Annotated in this window: 31 protein-coding genes; 12 read left to right on the plus strand and 19 right to left on the minus strand. The window is 66.7% G+C overall.

What is annotated here, in order from left to right:
- Window positions 1–87: 87 nt before the first annotated feature.
- Window positions 88–921, plus strand: a complete 834-nt coding sequence (fghA, locus tag AX690_RS07050) for an S-formylglutathione hydrolase (RefSeq protein ID WP_066685771.1) — start codon at window positions 88–90, stop codon at window positions 919–921.
- Here the strand turns inward: fghA and AX690_RS07055 are convergent.
- Complete coding sequence (locus tag AX690_RS07055; protein WP_066685772.1) at window positions 918–2,048, minus strand: TDT family transporter; 1,131 nt, start codon at window positions 2,046–2,048, stop codon at window positions 918–920. The two genes, fghA and AX690_RS07055, sit on opposite strands and share 4 nt — an antisense overlap.
- A gap of 41 nt (window positions 2,049–2,089) precedes the next feature.
- Window positions 2,090–3,007: a LysR family transcriptional regulator gene (locus AX690_RS07060; protein ID WP_066685774.1), complete on the minus strand. Its 918-nt coding sequence runs from the start codon at window positions 3,005–3,007 to the stop codon at window positions 2,090–2,092.
- A 125-nt stretch (window positions 3,008–3,132) separates the two neighbouring features.
- Here AX690_RS07060 and AX690_RS07065 point away from each other — a divergent pair, with 125 nt between their 5' ends.
- From AX690_RS07065 to AX690_RS07090, 6 genes are all read left to right on the plus strand, one after another.
- Window positions 3,133–3,513 carry a hypothetical protein gene (locus AX690_RS07065; protein ID WP_066685776.1) on the plus strand — a complete coding sequence of 127 codons (381 nt, stop codon included), beginning with the start codon at window positions 3,133–3,135 and terminating at the stop codon, window positions 3,511–3,513.
- Window positions 3,514–3,548: 35 nt separating this feature from the next.
- Window positions 3,549–3,854: a hypothetical protein gene (locus tag AX690_RS07070; protein ID WP_066685778.1), complete on the plus strand. Its 306-nt coding sequence runs from the start codon at window positions 3,549–3,551 to the stop codon at window positions 3,852–3,854.
- A gap of 149 nt (window positions 3,855–4,003) precedes the next feature.
- Window positions 4,004–4,621: a 30S ribosomal protein S4 gene (gene rpsD / locus AX690_RS07075; protein WP_066685780.1), complete on the plus strand. Its 618-nt coding sequence runs from the start codon at window positions 4,004–4,006 to the stop codon at window positions 4,619–4,621.
- Window positions 4,622–4,887: 266 nt separating this feature from the next.
- Entirely contained in the window at window positions 4,888–5,193 is a 306-nt protein-coding gene (locus AX690_RS07080) for a zf-TFIIB domain-containing protein (RefSeq protein WP_066685781.1), read from the plus strand.
- Window positions 5,194–5,204: 11 nt separating this feature from the next.
- The gene (gene htpX, locus AX690_RS07085; protein ID WP_066685782.1) at window positions 5,205–6,161 is read left to right on the plus strand and encodes a zinc metalloprotease HtpX; all 957 of its coding nucleotides are present in this window, start codon (window positions 5,205–5,207) and stop codon (window positions 6,159–6,161) included.
- Window positions 6,162–6,250: 89 nt separating this feature from the next.
- Window positions 6,251–6,592 carry a hypothetical protein gene (locus AX690_RS07090; protein ID WP_082769543.1) on the plus strand — a complete coding sequence of 114 codons (342 nt, stop codon included), beginning with the start codon at window positions 6,251–6,253 and terminating at the stop codon, window positions 6,590–6,592.
- Here AX690_RS07090 and AX690_RS07095 read toward each other — a convergent pair.
- The 4 genes from AX690_RS07095 to AX690_RS07110 form a co-directional block, all read right to left on the minus strand.
- Window positions 6,573–6,995, minus strand: coding sequence for a thioesterase family protein (locus tag AX690_RS07095; protein WP_066685785.1), 423 nt, complete (start codon window positions 6,993–6,995; stop codon window positions 6,573–6,575). The genes AX690_RS07090 and AX690_RS07095 overlap by 20 nt on opposite strands.
- Window positions 6,996–7,068: 73 nt before the next feature.
- Complete coding sequence (gene grxD / locus AX690_RS07100; RefSeq protein WP_066685787.1) at window positions 7,069–7,410, minus strand: Grx4 family monothiol glutaredoxin; 342 nt, start codon at window positions 7,408–7,410, stop codon at window positions 7,069–7,071.
- A gap of 64 nt (window positions 7,411–7,474) precedes the next feature.
- A complete protein-coding gene (locus AX690_RS07105; RefSeq protein WP_369798182.1) occupies window positions 7,475–8,287 on the minus strand; it encodes a hypothetical protein in 813 nt (270 codons plus the stop codon).
- Between the two features lie 41 nt (window positions 8,288–8,328).
- Window positions 8,329–8,565 carry a BolA/IbaG family iron-sulfur metabolism protein gene (locus AX690_RS07110; RefSeq protein ID WP_066685791.1) on the minus strand — a complete coding sequence of 79 codons (237 nt, stop codon included), beginning with the start codon at window positions 8,563–8,565 and terminating at the stop codon, window positions 8,329–8,331.
- Between the two features lie 123 nt (window positions 8,566–8,688).
- Here AX690_RS07110 and AX690_RS07115 point away from each other — a divergent pair, with 123 nt between their 5' ends.
- Both AX690_RS07115 and AX690_RS07120 read left to right on the plus strand, forming a co-directional pair.
- Window positions 8,689–9,624, plus strand: a complete 936-nt coding sequence (locus AX690_RS07115) for a M20/M25/M40 family metallo-hydrolase (protein ID WP_066685793.1) — start codon at window positions 8,689–8,691, stop codon at window positions 9,622–9,624.
- A 133-nt stretch (window positions 9,625–9,757) separates the two neighbouring features.
- Window positions 9,758–11,545, plus strand: coding sequence for an ATP-binding protein (locus AX690_RS07120; protein WP_369798183.1), 1,788 nt, complete (start codon window positions 9,758–9,760; stop codon window positions 11,543–11,545).
- Here AX690_RS07120 and AX690_RS07125 read toward each other — a convergent pair.
- The 9 genes from AX690_RS07125 to AX690_RS07165 form a co-directional block, all read right to left on the minus strand.
- Window positions 11,542–13,026, minus strand: coding sequence for a lipopolysaccharide assembly protein LapB (locus AX690_RS07125; protein WP_066685797.1), 1,485 nt, complete (start codon window positions 13,024–13,026; stop codon window positions 11,542–11,544). The two genes, AX690_RS07120 and AX690_RS07125, sit on opposite strands and share 4 nt — an antisense overlap.
- 93 nt (window positions 13,027–13,119) lie before the next feature.
- On the minus strand, window positions 13,120–13,467 hold the full coding sequence (locus AX690_RS07130) for a hypothetical protein (protein ID WP_066685799.1): 348 nt from the start codon (window positions 13,465–13,467) through the stop codon (window positions 13,120–13,122).
- A gap of 15 nt (window positions 13,468–13,482) precedes the next feature.
- Window positions 13,483–15,690: a phosphoribosylformylglycinamidine synthase subunit PurL gene (gene purL / locus AX690_RS07135; protein ID WP_066685800.1), complete on the minus strand. Its 2,208-nt coding sequence runs from the start codon at window positions 15,688–15,690 to the stop codon at window positions 13,483–13,485.
- Between the two features lie 161 nt (window positions 15,691–15,851).
- Window positions 15,852–16,079: a hypothetical protein gene (locus AX690_RS22790; RefSeq protein WP_156449598.1), complete on the minus strand. Its 228-nt coding sequence runs from the start codon at window positions 16,077–16,079 to the stop codon at window positions 15,852–15,854.
- Window positions 16,080–16,157: 78 nt separating this feature from the next.
- Window positions 16,158–18,089 carry a CocE/NonD family hydrolase gene (locus tag AX690_RS07145; protein ID WP_066685804.1) on the minus strand — a complete coding sequence of 644 codons (1,932 nt, stop codon included), beginning with the start codon at window positions 18,087–18,089 and terminating at the stop codon, window positions 16,158–16,160.
- 103 nt (window positions 18,090–18,192) lie between these two features.
- Complete coding sequence (purQ, locus tag AX690_RS07150) at window positions 18,193–18,855, minus strand: phosphoribosylformylglycinamidine synthase subunit PurQ (protein WP_066685806.1); 663 nt, start codon at window positions 18,853–18,855, stop codon at window positions 18,193–18,195.
- A 53-nt stretch (window positions 18,856–18,908) separates the two neighbouring features.
- Window positions 18,909–19,394, minus strand: a complete 486-nt coding sequence (locus tag AX690_RS07155; protein WP_066685807.1) for a DUF3291 domain-containing protein — start codon at window positions 19,392–19,394, stop codon at window positions 18,909–18,911.
- A 74-nt stretch (window positions 19,395–19,468) separates the two neighbouring features.
- Complete coding sequence (locus AX690_RS07160) at window positions 19,469–19,648, minus strand: rubredoxin (protein WP_013078381.1); 180 nt, start codon at window positions 19,646–19,648, stop codon at window positions 19,469–19,471.
- A gap of 8 nt (window positions 19,649–19,656) precedes the next feature.
- Window positions 19,657–20,931, minus strand: a complete 1,275-nt coding sequence (locus tag AX690_RS07165; RefSeq protein WP_066685809.1) for a cytochrome P450 — start codon at window positions 20,929–20,931, stop codon at window positions 19,657–19,659.
- An 85-nt stretch (window positions 20,932–21,016) separates the two neighbouring features.
- Here AX690_RS07165 and AX690_RS07170 point away from each other — a divergent pair, with 85 nt between their 5' ends.
- On the plus strand, window positions 21,017–21,640 hold the full coding sequence (locus tag AX690_RS07170) for a TetR/AcrR family transcriptional regulator (RefSeq protein WP_082769545.1): 624 nt from the start codon (window positions 21,017–21,019) through the stop codon (window positions 21,638–21,640).
- Here AX690_RS07170 and purS read toward each other — a convergent pair.
- Together purS and purC are read right to left on the minus strand one after the other, a co-directional pair.
- Window positions 21,637–21,876: a phosphoribosylformylglycinamidine synthase subunit PurS gene (gene purS / locus AX690_RS07175; RefSeq protein WP_066685810.1), complete on the minus strand. Its 240-nt coding sequence runs from the start codon at window positions 21,874–21,876 to the stop codon at window positions 21,637–21,639. The genes AX690_RS07170 and purS overlap by 4 nt on opposite strands.
- Before the next feature lie 155 nt (window positions 21,877–22,031).
- Window positions 22,032–22,790 carry a phosphoribosylaminoimidazolesuccinocarboxamide synthase gene (purC, locus tag AX690_RS07180; RefSeq protein WP_004619432.1) on the minus strand — a complete coding sequence of 253 codons (759 nt, stop codon included), beginning with the start codon at window positions 22,788–22,790 and terminating at the stop codon, window positions 22,032–22,034.
- A gap of 407 nt (window positions 22,791–23,197) precedes the next feature.
- Here purC and AX690_RS07185 point away from each other — a divergent pair, with 407 nt between their 5' ends.
- Entirely contained in the window at window positions 23,198–23,515 is a 318-nt protein-coding gene (locus AX690_RS07185; RefSeq protein WP_066683802.1) for a DUF1476 domain-containing protein, read from the plus strand.
- Window positions 23,516–23,826: 311 nt separating this feature from the next.
- The gene (locus AX690_RS07190) at window positions 23,827–24,249 is read left to right on the plus strand and encodes a DUF1842 domain-containing protein (RefSeq protein WP_066683762.1); all 423 of its coding nucleotides are present in this window, start codon (window positions 23,827–23,829) and stop codon (window positions 24,247–24,249) included.
- Window positions 24,250–24,303: 54 nt separating this feature from the next.
- On the opposite strand, the gene AX690_RS07195 is transcribed toward AX690_RS07190, so the two are convergent.
- Together AX690_RS07195 and AX690_RS07200 are read right to left on the minus strand one after the other, a co-directional pair.
- Window positions 24,304–24,810: a DNA-deoxyinosine glycosylase gene (locus AX690_RS07195; protein ID WP_066683764.1), complete on the minus strand. Its 507-nt coding sequence runs from the start codon at window positions 24,808–24,810 to the stop codon at window positions 24,304–24,306.
- Window positions 24,797–25,540 (minus strand): 2OG-Fe(II) oxygenase family protein, encoded by a 744-nt coding sequence (locus AX690_RS07200; RefSeq protein WP_066683766.1) that lies wholly within the window; start codon window positions 25,538–25,540, stop codon window positions 24,797–24,799. The genes AX690_RS07195 and AX690_RS07200 overlap by 14 nt, the downstream gene beginning before the upstream one ends.
- Window positions 25,541–25,542: the final 2 nt, after the last annotated feature.

A 25,542-nucleotide genomic window follows, 5' to 3' on the forward strand; every position in this document is an offset into this window, starting at 1 on the left:
TCGGATTGGGGGTGTCGGCTCGGCGATGGCGGCGCTGACACCCCCACCCCAGCCCCTCCCCGCAAGGGGGAGGGGAGGAGATTGGTGATGACCGTAGAAGTCTTGAGCACCCACCGCGTGCACGGCGGAACCCTCCGCTACTGCAAGCATGACAGCACCAGCACCGGCACGCCGATGAAGTTCACGGTGTGGACGCCGGATGGGCAGGGGCCGTTTCCCTATCTCGTCTGGCTGTCGGGGCTGACCTGCACCGAGGACAATTTCACGGTGAAGTCGGGCGTCTACGAACACGCCGCGAAACACGGGATCGCGATCGTCGCTCCCGACACCTCGCCGCGCGGGGAAGGCGTGGCCGATGACCCGGCCTATGACCTGGGGCAGGGCGCGGGCTTCTATGTCGACGCCACCCAGGCCCCGTGGGCGCCGCACTTCATGATGCATTCCTACGTCACCGGCGACCTCTTGGCGGCGGTCGAGGGCGCGTTCCCGCTGAATGGCGCGCGCAAGGGGATCTTCGGCCACTCGATGGGCGGCCACGGCGCCCTGACCATCGCGCTGAAGCATCCCGAGCTCTTCAAGTCGGTCAGCGCTTTCGCGCCGATCGTCTCGCCGCTGAACTGTCCGTGGGGCGACAAGGCGCTGACGGCCTATCTTGGTCCCGACCGCGCCGCCTGGCGTCCCCACGACGCCTGCGCCCTGATCGAAGACGGGAGGGGCTCTGAGTTCGACGAGATCCTGATCGACCAGGGCCTGGCCGATAATTTCCTGGAAAACCAGCTGAAGCCCGAGCTGCTCGAAGCCGCCGCCGCCAAGACTGGCCGCAAGGTCACGGTTCGTCGCCAGGAAGGTTACGACCACAGCTACTTTTTCATCACGACGTTCATCGGAGACCACTTGGCCTTTCATGCCGCTCGGCTCTAGGCGCGAGTGACGGCGACGGCCCTGTCCGCGGTCAGACAGGGCGCGTGGAATAGGGAGCCGCTCCAGGCGCCGCGGATCGTGCGTATGGCGACAATGGTCCAGACGACGGCCAGCATCGCGATCAGGGACTGACCCGCCGCCGTCAGGGCGGGGATGGGCAAGAGGCGGGCCAGCTTCAGCGTGGCCAGGGTAAAGACGCCCAACGGGAAGGTGTAGCCCCACCAACCCAGATTGAAGGGCAGGCCGACGCGCAGCTGGCGGACCGTGATCAACGCCGCCATCATCAGCCACCACAGGCCGTAACCCCACAGCAGAAGCCCGGCCAGCAGGCTGGCGCCGCGGAAGACGTCGGCATAGGCGGCAAGGCCACTCTGGCCCAGAACCGCCGGCGCGGCCTCGCCCAGGACCAGCAGGGCCAGGGCGCCGGTGCCGATCGGGCCAAGCGCCAGCCAGCTGGTCGCGGCCATGCCGGCTTCCGGCAGCTTGTGCAGCGCCATCCGCAGCACCAGCACGGTCAGGATGCTGAGCGCCAAAGGAACTGAGAGAGCCCAGAGAACATAGCTGGTGATCAGCACGTCCAGCCTGACGGCCGGATCGACGAGGTGCGGGATCAGCAGGCCGCCGCTGGCCGCGGCCACCTCGGACGGCACGATCGGCAGAAGCCAGACGGCCGTCATGCGCTCGATGCCGTGATCCTGACGCGTGAACATCAACAATGGAATGGCCAGGCCGCAGCCGATCGCCAGCAGGACGTCGATACGCCAGAGGGCCTCGGCGATCGCGATGGCGGGCGGGCCCACCAGGTCCGGACCGAAGATCAGGAAGCCGTTGACGATCGTCGCCAGCCCCATCGGGGCGCAGCCGAAGAACATCGACATCACCGGGTGTTCGAAGATCCTCCGGGCCTCGCGCGGGAACAGCGCCCAGCGCGCGGCGTAGAGACCACTGAACACGCAGAACAGCAGAATGTTGACCAGCCAGAGCGCCTGGCCGAGCGGACGCAGCGGCGTCTGGGCCAGGGCCAGGGCCAGGACCCCGGTGCCCATGGTGACCGCGAACCAGTTCGGCGTGAACTGGCGCACGATATCCTGTCGAAGGCTCAAGCGGAGCGGACGCAATGTGGTCATGGAACGATCCTTTCGAGCGTTCCATGCGCCGCAGAAATCGTTCAGTCTAACGTGTTATTTTTGTCATTCCGTTCGATGCAATCGAACGTTTTCAGCGTGGCGATGAACGCTTCGCCCGCCTTGCCGCGCCATCGGTCCCTATGGCGCACCAGCCAATAGGCGCGGGGCGGCAGGTCGAAGGGAACCTCGACGAGCGTTCCGGTCGAGAGGCTGGCCGCCACGACGCTGCGGGACAAGACGCCGGCGCCCATGCCGGACTCGATGGCGCCGCGCACGGATTCGTTATCGGGCAGGGTTATGGCGACGGGGGCCGCGGCCGGATCGACGCCGGTCCGCGCCAGGAGCAGGTCGAAGGCGGCGCGGGTCCCCGAGCCGGGTTCGCGCAGCACCCATTCGGTCTCCGCGAGATCGGCGGCGCGAGGGGCTGACGTCGCCCAAGGGTGCTCTGGCGAGACGAGGATCACTGGCTGATCCTGATCGACGACGCTCACCTCCAACGCGGGGTTGTCGACCGCTCCCTCGACGAAGCCGAGCTCCGCCAGGCCCTCGGCGACGGCCTCGGCGACCTGGCGGGTGTTGCCGATGGTGACGTCCAGAACGATGCCGGGCCAGGCGCGCCGGAAAGCGGCCAAGCGCGCTGGGAGCCAATAGCTGGCGATCGTCTGGCTGGCCTGGATCGCCAGTCGCCCGCGGGAGAGGTCGCCCAGGTTCGTGAGCGCGGCTTCGGCGGCCTCCGCCCGCGCCAGCACCGCCTTAGCCTCGGACAGGAAGGCCTGGCCGGCGGGGTTCAGAACGATGGCGCGTCCGACCCGGTCGAACAGCGAGACGCCGTGCCGGTTCTCCAGCGCCGCCACCGCGCTCGACACCGCCGATTGGGTGAGGTTCAGCTCGCGCGCCGCCTGGGTGACATGCTGCCGCTCGGCCACGGCGACGAAGATGCGAAGCTGCTCGAGGGTCATGACGCAGGTTTAGGCCGGGCGGCTTTTCGGGTCCACGCCGCGCGGCTCGTGACTCTTTCGTAATTCATCCTGGGTTCAGGCGGTGAAAGGCCTTCTCACGGTCAAGCTGACTGGAGGGGAAATCCATGAAACTCGCACCGCTCGCCGCCGTGATCGCCCTGGGCCTGAGCACCTCGGCGTGTGTCATTATCGATGCTGACGAGGGCCACCACGACGTCACGGTGACCCGGGGCGTTTCGGACGGTCTCGAGCCGCTGCAGGCGGTTCGGGTGGAGCGCGACGACCTCGTTATCCGCGTTTCGTCCAACGGCTGCACGCGGTCCGACGACTTCTCGGTCGAGAGCCAGCGTCGTGACGGCCTGACCGCCTTTACCTTCACCCGCAAACGCCCGGACATGTGCCGGGCCCTGATCGCCGACGGCGTCGAGCTGCGCTATCCGCTGGAGACGTTCGGCGTGGAGCGGGGCGGCCGCATCCGGGTGCGCAATCCGCTTGTTCGACCTTGAGTTGACGAGCTCGGGCCATGGTCTAGGCTGGAGCCATGGTCCAAGAGCGCCTCGACCGCCGCGATGATGTCGTCAACCCGCTGACGCCATGGCGCTCGGCGGGGCTGATTTTCCTGGCCGGTTGGGCGGTGGTGCTCGCGGACGCCTTGGGCCTGCCGTTCCCGGTCCGATTTCACCGGCAGGCGGTGTTCGAGCCGGCGATGCTGCTACTCCCCTTCATCGTTTTGGCCGGCTATCTGACGTTCTGGATAATTTGGCGTCGGGGCGAAAGTCGGCGCAAGCGGAGATCACGAGCCTTACGTGAGCGGTTGCAAGGCGCCGCGCCGCCGCCGGAACATTGACTCCCCGCCCGCCTTCGATCATAAACCGCGCCTTCACGCTGCCGGCTCGCCGCGCGGCGCGATGACCTTATGACGGATTGACCCGAAGCCGCCGTTGCAATCGCACCTCTCTCGAGGGGAGCCGGCCCGGATCGTTAGAAAGAACGACTATGTCGAAGCGCCATAGCGCCAAGTACAAAATCGACCGCCGCATGGGTGAAAACCTGTGGGGCCGTCCGAAGTCCCCGGTCAACCAACGCTCGTACGGTCCCGGCCAACATGGCCAGCGCCGCAAGAGCAAGGTTTCGGACTTCGGTCTGCAGCTGCGCGCCAAGCAAAAGCTGAAGGGTTACTACGGTAACCTGACCGAAAAGCAGTTCGCCCGCACCTACGAGGAAGCCGCCCGTCGCAAGGGCAATACCTCGGAGAACCTGATCGGCCTGCTGGAATCGCGCCTGGACGCCATCGTCTACCGCGCCAAGTTCGTGCCGACCCCGTTCGCGGCTCGCCAGTTCGTCAACCACGGCCACGTCCTGGTCAACGGCAAGCGCGTCAACATCCCGTCGTACCGCTGCAAGGCCGGCGACGTGATCACCGTCCGTGAAAAGTCGCGCAACATGGCCCTGGTGCTGGAGTCGCTGGCCTCGAACGAACGTGACTTCTGCGAGTACGTCTCGGTCGAAGCCAAGTCGATGACCGCCACCTTCGTCCGCGCTCCGGAACTGTCGGAAGTTCCGTATCCGGTGAAGATGGAACCGAACCTCGTCGTCGAATTCTACGCCTCGTAAGCGTCGGATCCGAAACGATACGGAAAAGGCCCCGGAGCGATCCGGGGCCTTTTTTGTTTCCAGCCCCTTGCAGCCGATCTCAAGGCTGCCTAGCTCTAGGACAGCGGGACCGGGCCCCTCTGGCGAGTGATGCAAGCGCTCGTGATGTCGGACCGCATCGGGTGTTCTCGATGTCTTGGGTCCGGCCGCCTATGCCCCCCTCCCCAAAAGGCGCCGTTCGAGGCCGGGAACACCCGATCCATACCTTTTTGGACCGGAGGTTCCGTATGCCGCTTCTGATGTGCCCCAATTGCGACGCCTCGATGCAGAGCGTCCAACGCGCTGGCGTGGAGTTCGACATGTGCGCGCGCTGCCGGGGCGTGTGGCTGGATCGCGGCGAGCTGGAGAAGCTGATGGCGCTAGAGCGCGAGGAGACGCAGGCGGTCTATGGCCAGCCGCGCCCCTACAGCCGACCCGACCATCACCACGATCACAGGCCGTCCAGCTACCGCCGCGACGAGGACGACCACCGCGGCGGGGCCTACGGCTATAAGAAGAAAAAGCGCTTCGACCTGTTCGACATCTTCGACTGACAGCCAGACCGATGAACCACCTCAAGACCTATATTCTGCTCGCGGGCCTGACGGCCCTGTTCGCCGGCGCCGGCTACCTGATCGGCGGCCCGACCGGCATGGCGATCGCCCTGGCCCTGGCCGTGGCGATGAACGCCTTCTCGTACTGGAACGCCGACAAGATCGTGCTGCGCACCTATGGCGCGGTCGAGGTCGACGACAGCCATCCCGAGCCGCTGATCCGCAACTACGCCGCCGACGTAGCCGAGATGGCCGCCAAGGCCGGTCTGCCGCGCCCGCGCATCACGATCATCGACAGCGTCCAGCCGAACGCCTTCGCGACCGGCCGCGACCCGGCCCATGCGGCCGTCGCCGCCACCACGGGCCTGCTGTCGCTGCTGACCCGCGATGAGATCCGGGGCGTGATGGCCCACGAGCTGGCTCACGTGAAGAACCGCGACACCCTGACCATGACCGTGACCGCGACGATCGCCGGCGCGATCTCGGCCCTGGCCAACTTCGCCTTCTTCTTCGGCGGTTCGCGCGACGAGGAAGGCAACGGGGGCGGTATCGGCGGGATGATCGGCGCGATCGCCATCGCCATCCTGGCGCCGATCGCCGCCATGCTGGTGCAGATGGCGATCAGCCGCTCGCGCGAATACGAGGCCGACCGCATTGGCGCCCAGATCGCCGGCGACCCGGATTCCCTGGCCCGCGCGCTGGAGAAGATCGAAGCCTATGCGCGCGGCGGCTACGAGAACGTCCAGGCCGAGCGCAATCCGGCCACGGCCCACATGTTCATCATCAACCCGCTGGCCGGGAAGGGCGCGGACAACCTGTTCTCGACCCACCCGGCGACCCACAACCGCGTCGAGGCGCTGATGAAGCTGGGCGTCTCGCGTCAGGCCCGCCGCCCGGTCGCGGCCATGGCGGCCGCCGCGCCGTCGGTCCCGCGCAGCCCCGGTCGCGAGCCCGGTCCCTGGGGGTAGTCAGCCCGTTCGCCCTGGGGGATGCTCCGAGTCATCAGGATTGACGGTGTGTGGAGCGGATGGCGAGCATAGGCTCACGCAGGAGTTTCTTGCTCGCGAGCGCTTGCTTTGTGCTGGCCGGCTGCGCAACGACGCCTCGCCTGGTCGCGGGCGAGACCTGGCCTGAGCTTGAGCCGCTGCTGGCGGTCGCCCTGGGCCGACATGAGGTGATGATCCGGATCGAGAGCCGGGGCTGCGCCGACCGCGCCAACATGGTGTTCCGGGTGGACCGCAAGGACGGCCGGGCGGTGGTCGCCTTCGCCCGTCGACGGCTGGAGACCTGCAAGGGCCCCACGAGCTGGGCGGACATGACCTTCAGCTATGGGGAGCTGGGCCTGAAGCGCGGCGAGCGGATCGTGATCGCGAACCCGGTCATCGGCCCTTCGGCGTGAACCGCTCGACCATCCAGGGCAACACCCGCGCGGGACGCTTGGCGGCGATGTCGATCAGCACCCAGTCCGTGCGGCTCTGGGCGCACATCTCGCCGTCGGGGCCGTCGATGCGGACATAGCGCTCGAAGCGCGGCCCCTTGAGCTCGCCGACCCAAGTGTAGCCGACGGCGGTCTCGCCCAGGAGAAGCTCGCGGCGGTAGTCGATCTCGTGGCGGCGCGCGACCCAGCTCCAGGGCGCGCGCTGCTCTTCGCTGGCCCAGGCCTCCCAGTGGGCGATGGCCAGGTCCTGGGCCCAGGAGAGATAGACCACGTTGTTGACGTGGCCATTGGCGTCGATGTCCGACGCCTGGGGCTGGAAGGTCAGGGAGAAAGCGTCCGTGGGCGGGACGAACAGGCGGCTCACGCGCGTCGCCGCGCGTTGTTTTTAGAGGGTGAGCCCCCCAAGCGGCGAACCGCTATGCACTTCGCCTGAGGGCTCACGCGGCCAGGACGCCCTGTTCGCTCAGGAAGGTCTTCAGTTCGCCCGACTGGAACATCTCGCGGACGATGTCGCTGCCGCCGACGAACTCGCCCTTCACGTAGAGCTGCGGGATGGTCGGCCAGTCGGTGAAGGTCTTGATGCCCTGGCGCAGCTCATCGTCCTGCAGGACGTCGACGCCCGCGAACTCGACGCCCAGATGGTCGAGGATCTGAACGACGACCGACGAGAAGCCGCAGCGCGGCTGATCGGGCACGCCCTTCATGAACACCACGACCGGGTTCTCGGCCACGGTCTTGGCGATGAAGTCGATGGCGGGGGAGGCGGCAGCGTCGGTCATGGAGAAGGATCCTTGGCGAAGGCTCTCAGCTAGGCGCCCGTGCGGGTGGGGTCAAGTGCGACGATCAAGCCCGACTGGCGGCCTTCTCGCGTTCCTGCGCCGAGAACCGGGCCAGCTCGATCTGGGCGCGGAGGCTGTCGGGCAGGTCGCGATCGACGACGGCGGCCAGGCGCGGGAGGTCGGCGGGAGCGTCGACCGAAACGCAGACCGAGGTTACCGCTGGCTCCGTCAGGGCGTAGGCCAGGCAAATAGCCTCGGCGCTCCAGTCCGGAGTCCCGTGCAGGAAGTCGTAGCCCCCGATGCCGGCCAGGGGATCGGTGCGGCGCCGCCAGAGCGAGGGCCGGGGCAAGGTCTGGCCGGCGTCGCGCAGTGTCTGCGGCCAGAAGTCTTCGCCAAAGACGGCCAGGCCTCGCCGTTCGGCCTCGCGCAGGCGCTGACGGTCGGCCAGGCCCGAGGCCAGGTTGAAGGGCGAGGCGATGGCGATCAGCAGGTCGTTGTCGAGCAAGGCTGGATGGATATCGCCCCGCGTCGCGACGCCAAGGCCCGGCTTGCCGCTCATTCCGCGCAGATCGCCTTCGAGGGGCGCGGGCAGGGTGGAGCCTTGCGGATCGTTGATCAGGACGAGGTCCGCGCGGGCCAGGCCCAGCGCTTCGAAGGACGACGCCAAGTCCCTCTGGTGTTCGCCGCGCATGCGCAAGGTGATGAACAGGCGCTCGCGCTCGACCGAGGCGAAGGCCTCCCTAGCGCTTTGACGCAGGGCGTCAGAGGCGCCGTCCACTTGGAAGCTGTTGATGCCTTGCTCCAGCGCCTTCAGCACCAGCGCCCGAGCATCCCGCGCAGTGTCGCCCAGGCGCAGGGTCAGCGCCGAGATCGCCACGCCTGATTTGTCCAAGGGACGATAGCGCACGCGGAAGCGACCTAGTCGGCGGGGGCGGCGGTTTCGAGCGCCAGGGCGTGCAAGGTTCCGCCTAGCACGTCGGCCAGCGCCTTGTTGACCAGCTGATGCTGGCGCACCCGCGGCAGGCCTTTGAACGCCGGCGAGACGATCCGCGCCTTCCAATGGTCGTTGTCGCCAGCCAGATCGGTCAGCACGATCTCGGAATCGGGGAAGGCCGCGGTCAGGCGGGCTTCGAGCTCGGCGTGGGACATGGGCACGGCGGAAAACTCCGGTCTGCGAAAGCTTCACTGGGGCAGGATGTCTTAAGAACAACCCTACGACGTCCTGTCGTGAGTTGGATTTAATTGAATTCGCCGTGCGGCGCACGGCAAGTAAGCGCCATGATCAAGCTTTCCCACGCTCGCGCCGTCCTGCTCGCCATCACCCTGGCCGCCAGCGCCGCCCACCCCGCCTTCGCCGGACCTGGCGACAAGGCGCTGGACGATGTCCGCATCTTGTCGGCCGACGACATGCAAGGCCGCGCGCCGGGCACGCCGGGTTCGGAGAAGGCGCGGGCCTATATCCTGTCCCGCTTCGCCCAGATCGGCCTCTCGCCCGTCGGCGAGCGGTTCGAGCAGCCCTTCAGCTTCGCCAAGCGCGATGGTTCGGCCGTTCAGGGCGTGAACATGATCGCGCGCATCAAGGGAACCGAGGGCGGCAAGGCGATGGTCGTCTCCGCCCATTACGATCACCTGGGCGTCCGGAACGGTGAAATCTACAACGGCGCCGACGACAACGCCTCGGGCGTGGCGGGCCTGCTGGCGGTGGCCGAGGCCTTCAAGGCCAAGCCCCCCAAGCATGACGTGATCTTCGCCGTCGTCGACGCCGAGGAGGGCGGCCTGCGCGGCGCCAGGGCCTTCGCGGCCGCGCCGCCGGTCCCGCTGGAAGCCGTCGCGCTGGCCGTCAATTTCGACATGCTCAGCAAGAACCCGAAGAACGAGCTCTACGTCGCTGGAACCACGCCGTTCCCCTATCTGAAGCCGATCCTGGTCAAGGTGGCGACGACCGCGCCCGTGACCCTCAAACTCGGCCATGACACCGACGCGGGCGGCGAGGAGAACAACTGGAGCAACCAGTCCGATCACTACGCCTTCGGCGAGAAGGGCGTGCCTTGGCTCTATTTCGGCGTGGAGGACCACCCTGAGTATCACAAGCCGACCGACGACTTCGCGACCGTCCCGCAGGACTTCTTCAAGCGCTCCGTGGTGACGGTGGTCCAGGCTAGTCTCGCCCTGGAGCGGCGACTGGACGAGGTGGCCAAGGCCTCCGGGCGTTAGTCTTCCTGGAACCCGAACCGAGTCGACGACCCTTGGCGGAAATTGTCGGTTCTCCTTAAACCTATACGGAGCATCGTGTCGGCAAGGTGCGGGGAGGCGTAAGATCGACATCGTCGGCTTGAAGGACCGGATTTTGCGGGCCGTTCCAGCGGTCGCCCTGATCGTGGGCGCGGCCGTGGCGGCGGACTATATCCTCAACGTCTTGATCCGCGGCGTCCCATCGGACTTCACGCCGTTCGCGACCGCCATCATCGCCTTGGTTGTCGCGACTCCGCTGGCCTTATGGCTGACCAGCCAGCGGCTGCGCCTGGATGAGCTGCACCACGCCCTTTCGGCCAGTCTCGAGAGCAAGCAGAAGGCCATCGAGGAGGCCGAGGAGGCCCTGGCGAAATACCGCGAGGCGGATCGTCTATACAGACTGCTGGGCGACAACCTGACCGACCACGTGGCGCTCTGGAGCCGCAAGGGAGAACGGCTCTACAGCTCCCCCAGCATCGAACGGATCACAGGCTATGGCGTCGAGGAGTTCTTGAGCCTGCCGCCGACCGCCATGGTCAGCGAGCCCGATTTCCGTCGGGCGGAAAAGGTGATCATGAGCCTCTCGCCCGGCGGTCCGCCCGCGAGCCTGGACTACGAGTGCATCCGCAAGGACGGCTCGATCATCTGGCTGGAAAGCTCCTATTCGCGGCTGGGCGACGGCTCGGGCATCCTGCTCGTCACCTCCCGCGACATCACCGAGCGCAAGCGGCTTGAGCTGGACATCGCCAAGGCGCTGGAACTGGCCGAGGCGGCCTCCGCGGCCAAGTCCGACTTTCTGGCCAACATGACCCATGAGCTGCGCACGCCCCTGACGGCGATCATCGGGTTCGCCGAGGTGCTGCGACGATCGGGAAGGCTGGACGAGACGTCCGCGCGCCAGGTCGGGCATATCCTCGACGCCAGCAACACTCTGCTCAGCGTCGTCAACGACGTGCTGGATTTCTCGCGTCTGGAGGCCGCCGGCCTGGAGCTGGATCCCGCGCCGTTCGATCCGGCCGCCATGGCCTCGTCGTGCGCGGCCCTGGTCGAGGAACGCGCGGACGCCAAGGGCCTGGCCGTCATCGTCGAGGCTGGAGAGACCATCGCGCCGATGAACCTGGACGGCTCGCGCTTGTCGCAGGTTCTGCTGAACTTCCTGTCCAACGCGGTGAAATTCACCGCGCGGGGCGCGATCACCGTCAAGCTCCACCAGGTGGTCGAGGGCGATCAAGCCTTGCTGCGCGCCGAGGTCATCGACACTGGCATCGGGATCGCGCCCGAAAACCGCGAGGCGATCTTCGACCGCTTTTCCCAGGCCGACGCGGCGGTTTCGCGGCGGTTCGGCGGCACTGGGCTGGGCCTGGCGATCTCGCGCCGCATCATCGAGCACATGGGCGGCCGGATCGGCGTCGACAGCGTGGAGGGCGAGGGCTCCATCTTCTGGTTCGAGGTGCGCGGCCCGCTGGCTGACGCGCCCTCGGCCCCGGTCGACGCGGTCGAGCCCTTGAACGCCGAGGCAAGCGTACGGCTGCTGCTGGTCGAGGACAACGCCGTGAACCGAGAGCTGGTCAAGGCGATGCTGGAGCCGTTCGGAGTGATCGTGGAGACCGCCAACGACGGCGTCGCCGGCGTCGAGGCGATGCGTCAGGGCGAGTTCGATCTGGTGCTGATGGACGTCCAGATGCCGGTCAAGGACGGCCTCACCGCCACCCGCGAGATCCGCGCCCTGGAAGGCGCCCGGGGCGCGGCGACGCCGATCATCGCCATGACCGCCAATGTCCTGCCTGAACAGGTCGCCAACTGTTTGGCGGCCGGCATGGACGACCACCTGGGCAAGCCGATCAGCCCGTCCAAGCTGCTGGAAGCGGTGGCGCGCTGGGCGGGCAGGAGCCACGCGGCCTAGGGGCTGGGCGCGCTCTTAACCGCTTCAGCCATCATTTCGCGAGCCTTCTTGCTCAACGCGTCTTCGTGCGGGCTGTTCGCCAGAGGCGACAGGACCATGATCGCGTCGCGCTGGCGGGATCGTTTAATCAGGCCTTCGGCCGCCAGCAGACGGTTCTCGCTGACCTGAGGGGCCAGCTTCAACGCCGTCAACAAGGCCGTCATCGTATTATCCGACGGATAGTTTGCCTCCCCGCGTCGGCTGCGTGCGAAAGCCGCCAGCGTCTGATAGCGCGACGGATTGAGCCTGAACGCCGCCACCAGGATGTTGCCCGCCTGCGTGTAGAGCTCGGCTTGTCGCGCCGGGGTCTTGTCGCCCAGGTCCATCAGACGGTCGGCCTCCAATGCGAGGGCCTCCACGTCGTTGGGGTGGGCGGTCATATATGTCTTCAGGCGCGAGCCCCCAGCTTCCGCGTCGCCGATGCGGATTTCCGCTCTGGCGAGGGCAAGTTGGGCAAAGGCGTCGTCCGGGTAGCGGGCGGCTTTCTCCCTGATGCTGGCCAGTAGCGGAGCCTTCTTCTCATCGGCGACCTCGGATCGGACATGGAGATCGTCGAGCAATAGGTCGGCGGCGCCGGCGGGCAGTCGCGAAATCTCGGCCGTCGTCTTCTCGAACTGGCTCTTCTTGAACTGCATATAGGGCATCTGGCCGCCGCCGTAGGTGCGCAGGCGGCGGTCCCAGGCCTCGGTTTTCATGCCCGTGGCGGCCTCCATCGCGGCCACGGACTCCTGCCCTTGGCCGACGGCCGTGAGATAGGCCTGCAACTGCTTGGACCGTTCCGGATTGCTCATCAGGTAGTGGGTTAGCAGCCACGACTGTGCGTAGAACAGGCTCGCGCGGCCCGGTGGAATGTCGCTGACCCGCTTGGTCAGGATGGTCTCCCAGGGGAACCAAAGCTGACTATTCAGTTCATAGGATCGACCCCTGGGCGCGAATCCGACCTTGATCGACGAGTCCTCTATGGTCGTCCCCATGAAGTACTCGGCGTAGCCTTCCACCAGCCACGCCGGATAACCGTACGGGAAGTTCTGCAGCATAAGGTGGTGAGCGTATTCGTGCAGCAGGACATAGTCGTTGCCGTCCTGCGCGAGACCAATGGCGAAGACCGCGTCCCTTCCGGAGGAATAGAAGCCGACGACGTTGTCGTTCAGGAAGGGGGCGACCTGGCGCAGCGTCGCGGGTTTATCCACCAGGTAGATCGGCAGCTTGCGCGGTGAGGGCGGCGGGCGCTGCAGGCCGTAGACTTCCCAGAAGACGGCGTCCATCAGCTCGACGCGCTCGGCGTAGTTCCTCAGGTCCCTTTCGGACCCCATGCTGTAGATGGTGAAGCGCGGGGTCTCGGCTTTCAGCCAAGCTGGCGCGGCCTGAGCGACGCTTGCCAAGGCCAGAGCCACGGTGACGGCCACCAGGCGCACGATGTTGCGCGGCATGAACTTCGGCATGGATGAATCCCTCGACGAGGACGCAAGTTACCGCGCGTTGCCTAGCGTTCAAGTTGCGATAGGCCCGTCTGGCGTGCGGCGCGACGGCCTGCGTCAGTCCACGCAGATCACGGCCGTCGCCCTGCCGTTCTCCACCTTGGCGTAGCAGCCGAACTGCCGGTCGGTCTTCTGGCACTGGCCGGTGACGGCGCCCTGCGGCTCCAGATTGCCTTCCAGGATGCACGCGCCCTGGCACTGGCTCTTGTCGGCGCAGGCCTTGCCGGCGTCGGCATAGGGCGTGACGCAGGTTGGGATCTGCGCCCTGCCGACGGGCTGGATCGTACCGCCCTTGGCCGCGCAGGCGGAGGCCTGGCTCGCCGCCGTCGGCGCCGCCGGCTGGGCGGTCGGCGCGCAGCCGACGAGCACCAGGGCGGCGAGGGCGGTCAGGGCCAGAATACGCATACTGTCGAGCTTCGATCAGGCCTTGGGGGCGTTCATGTAGCCCGGCAGCCAGGATTCGTGCGCCGCGCGCAGCGTGTCCAGCGGAATGCTGAAAAGATCCGTCGAAGCGAAAGCGTTCCCACCGGCGACGCCCGCGACCATGGCGTGGACGCCGGCCTCCTTGGCCGCGTCCAGCACCGCGTCGGGATCGGGCGTGGCGATCAGGTAGCGAGCCTGGTCCTCGCCGAACAGGTACGGGTGGGCGTGGGCGTCGCTGGTGGCGTTCAGGGTGATCCCGACCTTGCTGGCCAGGGCCACGTCGGCCGCGGCGACCAGCAGGCCGCCGTCCGACAGGTCGTGGACGCCGGCCACCAGGCCCGAGGCGATCAGGCCGCGCACGAAGTCGCCGTTCTTGCGCTCGACAGCCAGGTCGACCGGCGGCGGGGCGCCGTCCTCGCGGCCCAGGATTTCGCGCAGATAGATCGAGGCGCCGAGTTCGCCGTGCGTCTCGCCGATCAACACGAGCGCATCCCCCTCGGCCACAGACCCAAAGCCCGTGCGGAGGTCGTAATCCTCGAGCAGGCCCACGGCGCCGACGGTCGGGGTCGGCGGAATGGCGACGCCGTTGGTCTCGTTGTAGAGGCTGACGTTGCCCGACACGACCGGGAAGTCCAGCGCGCGGCAGGCCTCGGCCATGCCGTCGGTGGCGCGGACGATCTGGCCCATGGTCTCGGGCTTTTCGGGGCTGCCGAAGTTGAGGTTGTCGGTGATGGCGATCGGCAGGGCGCCGGCGGCCGTCAGGTTGCGCCAGGCCTCGGCGACCGCCTGCTTGCCGCCCTCGTACGGGTCGGCCTGGACGTAGCGCGGCGTGCAGTCGCTGGTGACGGCGATGGCCTTGCCCGTGCCGTGGATGCGCACGATGCCGGCGTCGCAGCCGGTGGCGCTGTCTTCCAGCGTGTCGGCCATCACGTGGCGGTCGTACTGCTCCCACAGCCAGCGCTTGGAGGCCATGTCGGGGCAACCGATGACCTTCAGCACCGCCTGGGTCCAGTCGGTGGGGGCGGGGACCTGGCCCGGGTCGAGGCGCGGATCAAGCTTGGGCTGGACCCACGGGCGGTCGTAGAGCGGCGCGTCGTCGAACAGCGGGGCCAGCGGCACGTCGCAGACCGTCTCGCCGTGATGCTTCAAAACGAGGCGGCCGGTGTCGGTGGTGTGGCCGATGACGGCGGCGTCCAGGCCCCACTTCTCGAAGATGGCGTGGCCGTCCTGTTCGCGGCCGGGCTTCAGGACCGCCAGCATGCGCTCCTGGCTTTCCGACAGCATCATCTCATAGGCGCTCATGCCCTCTTCGCGCTGAGGGACCATGTCCATGTTCAGCTCGATGCCGACGCCGCCCTTGCCGGCCATCTCGACCGACGACGAGGTCAGGCCCGCCGCGCCCATGTCCTGGATGGCGGCGACCGCGCCGGTGGCCATCAGCTCCAGCGTGGCCTCGATCAGCAGCTTCTCGGCGAAGGGGTCGCCGACCTGGACGGTGGGACGCTTCTCTTCCGAGTCCTCGGTGAACTCGGTCGAGGACATGGTCGCGCCGTGGATGCCGTCGCGGCCGGTCTTGGAGCCGAAATAGACGACCGCCAGGCCCGGGCCCGGGGCGGCCGAGTAGAAGATGCTGTCGGCCTTGGCCAGGCCCACGCACATGGCGTTGACCAGGATGTTGCCGTTGTAGCCCTTGTGGAAGTTGGTCTCGCCCGCGACCGTGGGCACGCCCACGCAGTTGCCGTAGCCGGCGATGCCGGCGACCACGCCGTCCACCAGGCGCTTGGTCTTTGGGTGGTCGGGCTCGCCGAAGCGCAGGGCGTTCAGCAGGGCGATCGGCCGCGCGCCCATCGTGAAGACGTCCCGCATGATGCCGCCCACGCCCGTCGCCGCGCCCTGATAGGGCTCGATGTACGAGGGGTGGTTGTGGCTCTCCATCTTGAAGATGATCGCGTCGCCGTCGCCGATGTCGATGACGCCCGCGTTCTCGCCCGGACCGCAGATCACGCGCGGACCGCTGATCGGGAACTTCTTCAGCTGGTTCTTCGAGGACTTGTACGAGCAGTGCTCGGACCACATGACCGAGAACACGCCCAACTCGACGAGATTGGGCTCGCGGCCCAGGCGCTTCAGAACGACGTCGTACTCGGCGGGTTTCAGGCCGAACTCGGCGGCCAATTCGGCCATGGGCTTTTGGGGCGTGCTCATGGGCGCGCCTTCTAACCCGGTCCCCGGGATTCCGCCACACTCCAGCGGACTTCTTCGTCGAGAGGCGAGGGCGATCGTCGCGACCGCGCGCGCTCATCACCATCAAAGTCGAGTGAATCCATGAGCTTGAGTGGAATTAAGGCGGCTTGACCGGAGGAACGTCAGGACTCCGCGCCCGTTTTCTTTCCGTGCGTCACGAGCGCGCTGTGAACCGAAGGAGAAGCCCTATGGCCGAACAAGACCGTAATCCGCAGCAGCAGCAAAACGACCAGCAACGCCAAGCGCCTGGCCAGCAACAGCAACAAGGCGGCCAAACCCAAAACCCGCAAAACCCGCAACAGCGCGAGCAAGGCGGCCAAGCGGGTCAGGCTGGGCAGGGCGGCGGCCAAGGCAATCCCGGCCGCGTCTGATCGACGAGACTCTCCGTAGAGGAAGGGCCGGCGGATCACCGCCGGCCCTTCTTGCGTCTACTTGGCGTCGACGACCGGCAGCTCGATGAAGCTGGCCGTGTCGCCCGCGTGGAACACCCGCTGCGTCGCCTTCACATAGTCGGACGGCTTGGCGAAGAAGATGTTCGGCACGAAGGTCTGCGGGTTGCGGTCATAGAGCGGGAACCAGCTGGACTGGACCTGCACCATGATCCGGTGGCCCGGCTTGAAGGTGTAATTCGCGGTCGGCAGGATGAACTGATACTTCAGCGCCTTGTTGGGCGTCAGGGCCTTGGGCTGGCTGAAGCTCTCGCGATAGCGGCCCCGGAAGATGGTCATGCCGACCGGCAGCTGATAGCCGCCCAGTTCGGGCTGGCTGGGGACCTCGTCCGGATAGACGTCGATCAGCTTGATCACCCAGTCGCTGTCGGTGCCGCTGGTCGAGGCGAACAGGTTCACCTTCGGCACGCCGGCGATCTTCAGCGGTTCCTTCAACGGCTCGGTTACATAGGTCACGACATCGGTGCGGCTCTCGGCGTGGCGCTGGTCGCTAACCAGCCAGGCCTTCCAGCGGTCGCCATCGGCGAATTGCACGGGGCGCTGCACGTAGGGAACGGGCTTGGCCGGATCGGAGACATACTCGTCATAGGCCGCCGCGCCCTTGGCCGGTGCCGGCGCCGAGAAGGACAGGGCCCCCTTGGCGTCGAGGTAGAGCGCCTTGCCCGGCTTGCCCTCGCCGCCGCCCTGGGGCCAGCTGGCGTACCGGTTCCACTTGTTCTGGCCCGGATCATAGATCAGCACGGGCGGGGTGTCGGCCTTGGCGCCGTCCTTCAGGTGCTGGTCGAAGAAGGGCTTGAGCACGTCGCGGCGGAACTGCAGCGCGGTGTCTCCGTCCCACTTGAACGGGCCCAGGTTATAGCCGTCGTAGTTGACCTGGCTGTGCCGCCAAGGGCCCAGCACCAGGTAGTTCATGTCGTTGTTCTTGTCCTTGGACTCCAGCGCCGGATACGAGCGCACCGCGCCCCAGATGTCCTCCTGGTCCCACAGGCCCTGGATCCACATGGTCGGCACCTTCAGCGGCGTCTTCTCCATGGTCTTGTCCAGCGCCTGCTCGCTCCAGAAGCTGTCATAGGCGGTGTGTTCGGCCAGCTTCTTCCACCAGGCCAGCTGGTCCAGGCCGTGGTTCTTGGCGTAGTCGCCGGCCGAGCCCTCGCGCAGGAAGTTCGTATAGTCGTCATAGCCCTGGCGCTGGACGCCTTCGCCGGCGCCGCGCACGCTGGTCTGGCGGGCGAAGTAGTCGAAGTTGATCTGGCGGAAGGCGCCGTACTGGAACCAGTCGTCGCCCATCCAGCCGTCGATCATCGGGCTCATCGGCGCGGCGGCCTTCAGCGCCGGGTGCGGATTGACCAGGGCCATCACGACCGTGAAGCCCTCGTACGAGCTGCCCAGCATGCCGACCTTGCCGTTGGTCTCGGGCACGTTCTTCACCAGCCAGTCGATGGTGTCGTAGGCGTCGGTGGAGTGGTCGACCTCGGAGCTGTTCAGCGGCCCCTTCAGCGGCCGCGTCATCACGTAGTCGCCTTCCGAGCCGTACTTGCCCCGGATGTCCTGGAAGACGCGGATGTAGCCGCCGTCGGCCACGAACGGCTCGTCGCCCTGGGGCATGGCCGCGACCATGCGCGGGCTGTCGGCGCGGGCGGCGCGCTTGGCGGCGTTGTAGGGGGTGCGGGTCAGCAGGATGGGCAGGTTCTTGCCGCCCTTGGGGACCACGATGACCGTGTAGAGCTTGGTCCCGTCGCGCATGGGCGCCATCACGACGCGCTTGTCGTAGTCGTAATTGACCTTGGTCTGGACGTACTTGCCGTCGATGTCCGGCGTCATCGCCGTGATCTGGGCGTGCGCCGTGGCGGCGAACACGGAAAGCGCCGCGGCGGCGAGTAAGCCGGCGCGCAAGGCGGAAACGAAACGCATGAATGGCCCTCCTACAGAGGGCGGCACCTTAGGACTGGGAATTCGCGGCTGCTACACCGTAACAGCGCCGGTTAGCCCATTTTTATCCGAGAACGGAGCGGGATCAGGCGCTCTGGAAGATGCTGCGGAACAGGATCGCGCCGTCTTCCGAACCCAGGTCGGCGTCAAAGGCGCGGTCGGGGTGGGGCATGAGGCCCAGGACGTTGCCCTTGTCGTTGATGATGCCGGCGATGTCGCGGGCCGAGCCGTTGGGGTTTTCCTTGTAGCGGAACACCACCTGGCCTTCGCCCTCGAGACGGTCCAGCGTCTCTTCATCGGCGAAGTAGTTGCCTTCGCCGTTACCGACCGTCATGACCGCCTGCCGTTGCTCGCCGTAGCCGGCGGTGAAGCGGGTCTGGCCGTTGACGATGTCGAGCTCGACGGGCTTGCAGACGTATTTGAGGCCGGCGTTGCGCAGCAGGGCGCCGGGCAGCAGGCCGACCTCGGTCAGCACCTGGAAGCCGTTGCAGATGCCCACGACCGCCACGCCCTTGTCGGCGGCGGAGACGACTTCCTTCATCACGGGGCTCAAGGCCGCCATGGCGCCGCAGCGCAGGTAGTCGCCGTAGGAGAAGCCGCCGGGCAGAACGATCAGGTCCAGGTCGTCCGGCAGGGCCGTCTCCTGGTGCCAGACCATTTCGACGCGCGCCCCTGCGGAGCGCTCGATGGCGACCTTGCAGTCACGATCGCAGTTCGAACCCGGAAAAACGATGACGGCGGCTTTCATGGCGCGGGCCTGTATCACCGTTCGGACGGAATGTCAGTCACGTCGGACCGATATTACGCGCACTGATCCAATTCCGGCTCCACCGCCTCGCCGGTGGGTGGCGGGAAGGGGGACTTGAAGGTGAAGGCGGCCGGTGTCGGACCGTGAGCCTCCAGGTGCGCGAGCTTCTCCAGCGCCTCCTCGACCGTGGGCGTGTGGCCGGCCGGAACCCACCATAGCGCCATGTAAAGGTCCATGTGCTCGAACCATTCTCGGCGGCGGCGCATGATCTCGACATGGCCGCTGCGATAGACGTAGGCGCCCAGGGACGGGATGTCCTCCCAGACCGACAGGTTGGGGATGAACAGCGGGTCGCCGCCGATCGCCAGGTCCGTGGCGTTGTTGCCGTCGCCCTTCAGACGCCAGACGAAGCCTGGCGAGCCCTCGGCCAGGGCGTTGATGCGGTCGAGGTTGTCGGCGAAGTCCTTGATCATCGGGTGATCGATCGGGGCCTTCAGGCGACCGACATTGACCTCCGCCAGGTGGAACTTCGCGCTCATCGAGGGTCTCCCTTTCGCTCGGGAGCGAACATCGTGTGGCGAAGCTTCGAGCGGAAGGGGGCGGACGCGCTTTTCTACAGTTCGATCATGTCGAAGTCGGACTTCGGCGTGCCGCACATCGGGCAGATCCAGCCGGCGGGGATGTCGGCCCAGCGCGTGCCGGGCGCGAGGCCCTCGGCGGGATCGCCCTGTTCCTCGTCATAGATGTAGCCGCAGGTGCGGCACTGCCAGACCTTGAAGGGTTCCGCGCTCATCGCTCGCCTCAGTGCATCTTGAAGCGGATCGGCACGGCCTTGGGGCCGCAGACGAAGTTGGCGGTCATGCGGGTGGGCGCGCCGTCCAGCTCGACGCTGTCGAGGCGGGGCAGCAGCTCCTCCCACAGCACCCGCATCTCCATCCGCGCCAGGTGCTGGCCGAGGCAAATGTGCGCGCCGTAGCCGAAGGCGACGTGCTTGTTGGGCGTACGGTCGACCTTGAAGCTGAACGGGTCCTCGAACACCGTCTCGTCGCGGTTGCCGGACGGGTAGGACAGGAACAGCCAGTCGCCCTTGGCGATCTTCTTGCCCGCCAGTTCGGCGTCGGCGGTGGCGGTGCGCATGAAGTGCTTCACGGGCGTGACCCAGCGGATCGACTCCTCGATCAGGCCCGAGATCAGCGACGGGTCGGCCTTGACCTTGGCGAACTGTTCGGGGTTCTCGGCCAGGGCCCACAGCGCGCCGGCGGTGGTCGAGGAGGTGGTGTCGTGGCCGGCCGTGGCGGCGATGATGTAGTAGCTCATCGCCTCCAGATGGCCCATCGGCTCGCCGTTGATCTTGCCGTTGGCGATGATGCTGGCCAGGTCGTCGCGTGGCTTGGCGCGGCGATCCTCGGTCATGGCGTTGAAGTACATCATGAAGTCCATGACCACGGACTGGATGCTGTCGACGCCTTCGCCGGCGTCGGTGATCGTTTTGCCGCTGCGGTTCAGGTCCGGGTCGGCGTTGCCGAACAGTTCCTGGGTCAGCTTCAGCATGCGGGGCTCGTCGCTCTCGGGGACGCCCAGCACCTCCATGATCACGTGCAGCGGATAGAGGAAGGCGACGTCCCGGGCGAAGTCGCAGCGGTCGCCGTGCTCGGCCATCCGGTCGACGAAGCCGCGGGCGATCTCGCGGATCCGGGCCTCCAGCGCCCGCAGGTTCTGCGGTAGCAGCGAGCCTTGGGTGACCTTGCGATAGGCGAAGTGGTCGGGGTTATCCATCTGCACCAGCGAGCGGACCAGGTGAGGGGACCCGCCCATCATCTCGCGCACCTTGCGGTCGGCCTCGATCGTGGTCAGCACGGTGGCGCGATCACCGTTGTGGAACAGCTCGTTCTGGCGCTCGACCTCCAGGATGTCGGCGTGACGCGTGACGACCCAGAACGGATCGAAGCCCTCGGGCTGGGCGACGTCCAGCGGCGCCTCCTTGCGCAGCCAGGCGAAGGCCTGGTCGACGCGGTCGCCGTCGGCATAGGCGGTGGGATCGACAATGTCCTTGGCGATGTCGGCGGGAATCGTCATGCAGGCCTCCTGGTTCTCCCGAGGATGGCTCTCCGGCCATCTCAATTATTTGCTTGTTGTCCAACAAATAACTAAGTTCTGCAAGATGACGTCGTCCCTTAAGGTTCCCGAGCGCCGCACCCAGTCCGATCGCCGCCAGCAATCGGAGGCCGAGCTGCTGCGCGCCGCCGCCGAGCTGATCGCCGAGCAGGGCGTGGCGGCGGCCACCTTCGAGAACATCGGGCTGCGGGCCGGTTACAGTCGGGGACTGGTCACCCAGCGGTTCGGCTCCAAGCAGGGGCTGATTGAGGCGTTGATCGCCCGGCTGCAGGCGAGGCTGGAGGCGCTGATGGACGATCGCCGCCTCGACCAGATCAACGGGCTGGAGGCGGTGCTGGGCTTCGTCGACGCCTTCCTGACGAACCTGTCGCGGGACGGCGAGATGCGGGCCTATTTCGTGCTGCTGGCCGGCGCGGTGGCCGACGTGTCGGAGCTGCGGGCGCCCTTCGCCCTGGCGCACAAGGGCGCCGAAGAGCGGCTGGAGGCGATGGTCCTGCGGGGCCAGGCCGAAGGCGTGATCCGCGACGGCCTCGACGCCGATGCGGCGGCGCTGATGGTGGGGTCATTGCTGCTGGGGCTGTCGACCCAGCTGCTGATCGATCCCGGAATGGACCTGGAGCCCATCCGGGAGACCAGCCTGGCGATGCTGCGGAGCAGCTTCGCCGTTTAAGCCACCTCGACGCGGTAGCTTTCGATCACGGTGTTGGCCAGCAGCTTCTCGCACATGGCCTTGACCTCGGCCTTGGCCTTCTCGGCGTCGGTCTCGGGCAGGTCGAACTCGATCACGCGGCCGACGCGGGCGTCCTTGACCGAGGGCCAGCCCAGGCCATGCAGGGCGTTCTCGACGGCCTTGCCCTGGACGTCGAGCACGCCGGGCTTCAGGAACACGTGGACGGTGGCTTTCACTCTAAATCTCCTCACCCGTGTAACGGGGGAGGGGGACCGCGAAGCGGTGGAGGGGGTGTCGCCCGGCCATCCGCCGCATCGGGCTTTGCGCCCCCTCCGTCACGCGGCCGCGCCGCGCGCCACCTCCCCCGCCAGCGGGGGAGGAGAACCCAAACCTAGTGCATGCCGCCTTGGATGACGGTCGGCATTTCCTTCATGATCCCCAGGCGGCGGGCCACCTCGGTATAGCTCTCGATGACGTTGCCGAGGTCGCGGCGGAAGCGGTCCTTGTCCAGCTTCTCGTTGGTCGCGGCGTCCCACAGGCGGCAGCTGTCGGGGCTGATCTCGTCGGCCAGGATGATGCGCGAGAAGTCGCCTTCGTAGACGCGGCCGAACTCGATCTTGAAGTCCACCAGCGTGATGCCGACGCCGCTGAACAGGCCCGACAGGTAGTCGTTGACGCGCAGGGCCATGGCCATCATGTCGTCGATCTCCTGGGTCGCGGCCCAGTTGAACGCGGTGATGTGCTCCTCGGAGACCATCGGATCGCCGAGCTTGTCATCCTTGTAGTAGAACTCGATGATCGAGCGGGGCAGGGGCTGACCCTCGGTCAGGCCCAGGCGCGTGGCGATCGAGCCGGCGGCGATGTTGCGGACCACGACCTCGAGCGGGACGATCTCGACTTCCTTGATCAGCTGCTCGCGCAGGTTCAGGCGGCGGATGAAGTGGTTCTGGACGCCGATCGAGTTCAGGCGAGTCATGATGTACTCGCTGATCCGGTTGTTGATGACGCCCTTGCCCTCCAGGACCGCCTTCTTCTGCGCGTTGAACGCGGTGGCGTCGTCCTTGAAGTACTGGATCAGGGTGCCGGGCTCGGGGCCCTCGTACAGGATCTTGGCCTTGCCTTCGTAAATCTTCTTGCGACGGGTCGTCATGGCTCTCGTCGAGGCCCTTTTTGGAAGCGCGCGCCGCCCTTGCCCGAAAACTTTCCGGAGACCGGAAAAACTTCCCGAGAAACGAAAAGCGCGCGCGGCGGATAGCTGCGCGCGGCTTTCGACTCAAGGCCGCTCACTAAAAAATGTCCGGCGGAACCTACCCGAATGAGCGCGCGCGCGCAAATAAACGCGGGCGGTTTGGTTTATGCTAGGACCATAAACGCCGCCTCGGGACGATCCCGAGATTGCGGATGGAAGCGGCACGATATATGCAGCCGCCCTAGGAGCATGATAGCCGAAAGTGGACGCCGGTTTTGGCGACCATCATGCTCAAAATGTTTAGAATTAGAGCTTGCGTGGCCAGATCGATGAATCTGGCCACGCAAGCGGGCGACTTTGGGGCCTTCATGACCACCTTCGACGAACGCGAGCAGGGTTTCGAACGTAAGTTCGCGCTGGACCAGGAACTGGAATTCAAGGCGGCCGCGCGCCGCAACCGCCTTCTGGGCGAGTGGGCGGCTGGCCTGATGGGCCTGGCGACCGCCGAGGAATATGCGCGCGCCGTGGTCAAGTCCGACTTCGAACAGCCGGGCGACGACGACGTTTTCCGCAAGGTTTTCGAAGACTTGAAGGGCTCGGGCGTCTCGATCGGCGAAGGCGAGGTCCGCATGAAGATGGCCGAGCTGCTGGCTCAGGCCCGCGAGCAGATCAAGTCCGGCGAATAAGCGCTGGCGATATCGCCGGATGAATGGGGCCGCTCTTCGGAGCGGCCTTTTTCGTGCGCGATCGGCGACGGCGCGGCGTTCGATTTATTCTAAAGACACCTAGGGTGGAGTTGGCCTGGCCCGCTTTCCGGAAGGCCTTGCCACGTCCGGAGTTGGTTAACGGCCATAAGGCGAGCTTCGGATCGTTATGCAAGCATAGGCTGTTAGAAATTCAAATTTTCGCTCAGGTTTTATCTGGCGTCTCCGGCGCGAAAGCTCAATGTGCCGCCCGGCGATCCCCACGGGTCGCCTAAAAGCAGGGAGAACGTCCAATGACTTCTGACGTCGGTACGCTTCACACCCAAAAGACCGCCAGCGATGTGCTGGGTCTGTATTTCGTCAAGGCGGTGGTCGGAAACGCCGGCACGCCGGGCGCCCCGCTGGTCAATCTGGCGCTGTCGGTCCAGGCGGCCTCGGGCCACGTGGCGGGCATCGCCGAGATCACCCAGGCCATTCAGGGCGGCAACCACCGGTTCCCCGTGACCGGCCAGATCTATCAGACCGGGTTTGGTCCCAATCACCAGCTGGTCTCGCTGCAGGGCCAATTCGTCTACAGCGTGCCGCCGCCGGCGATCGGCTCCTTCCTCGCCAACTTCACCGCGGCCCTTTCGGTGGATCAGCAGTGGAACGGCTCGGGCGGCTTCAACTATGTGACGACCCACGTCGAAAACGTACCGGTCAAGAACATCGCCTAATCCTCCCAGGCGCTTGGCCCGCGTCGCTAGAACCGGTGGCGCGGGCTTTTTCGTCTAGGGGGCGCTGTTCGATCGCGCGAAAGGCGCCAACCGCCGCCAGACCTTGGCCTTGTCCTCGAAGGTCCGCGCCGCGTGCGCTGGACTGGAGGAGGGCAGGGCGATGGCCGGAACACGGTCGCCGAGCAGCTTCCCGCCCAGCTTGGCGGCCGTCCCGCCGTTGAACGCCACGACGCGCAGGTTCGGCAAGGTCTCGATCAAGGCCAGCAGGTCGTTCGCCGCCGGATCGCGGATGGCGGAGTCCAGGCTGCCAGGCCGCTCGGCCTCGGCGATCACGTCCCACAGGCCCACGCCATGGGAGAGCAGGGCCAAGAGGCGCTCGTCGTAGCTAAGCGCGACGAGCGGGATGTCGAGCACCTGCTCCATCAGTCGCCAGAAAGCGTTCCTCGGATTGCCGTAGTATTGCCGCGCGGCCAGCGACGCCTCGCCAGGAAGGCTGCCCAGGATCAGGACGCGCGTGGCCGCGTCGACAACCGGGGAAAACCCCCGCTTAACCGCCGACATGGGGCGGGTCGTTCCGCAGCCAGCCGGTGACCATCAGGCGCGGCGCGCCAGCGTAGGGCGCGACGGGCGCGACCGAGTGAACGCGCGGCACGCGGAACAGGGTCAGGGTGTTCCAGGCCGGCGCATAACCGCGCTCGACATCGCCCTTAGCGTCGTGGAACAGGAGCTGGCCGCCCCAGTCCGGCCGCCAGCGCCGGGTCAGGCCCAGGGTGTAGGCCGCCAGACGCTCGCCCACGCCGGTGTCGTCGTGCAGCGTCAGGAAGTCGCCGGGGCGGTAGCAGGTCGCCTGGCCGTCGATCTTGGTGACGGTCGTCTCGCCCGTCACCGCCGCGCAGAAGCCGATGAAGGCCTCGCTATTGAGGAACTCTGTCACGGCGTGGATCGGATGCCCCGGATCGCGACCGGCCAGATAGGCGTCGATCATCGGATAGCCGAGATAGACATAGGCGAAGCCCTCGCGAGCCCGGGTCGTGGCGGCGTGCAGCCGCTGGACCACCGCCTCGCCGCCCAGGGCCTGGCGACGCGCCCGGTCCAGGACCTCGGCCTCGCCTCGCTCGTCCGAGCAGATGACATCCCAGTCGATCGTCTGCTCGAGGATGCCGGCCAGGCGATCGACCACGGCCGGTTCGAACACGTCGGGGATGCGCGCCACGCCCTCGCGGGCGTAGGCCGCCGCGAACGCGGCCGGATCAAGCGCCGGGTTCAGGCGCAGGATCGGCGCGTCGCTCAAGA

Origin of the sequence: Caulobacter sp. CCH9-E1 (assembly GCF_001556515.1) — a bacterium.
Classification (GTDB): domain Bacteria; phylum Pseudomonadota; class Alphaproteobacteria; order Caulobacterales; family Caulobacteraceae; genus Caulobacter.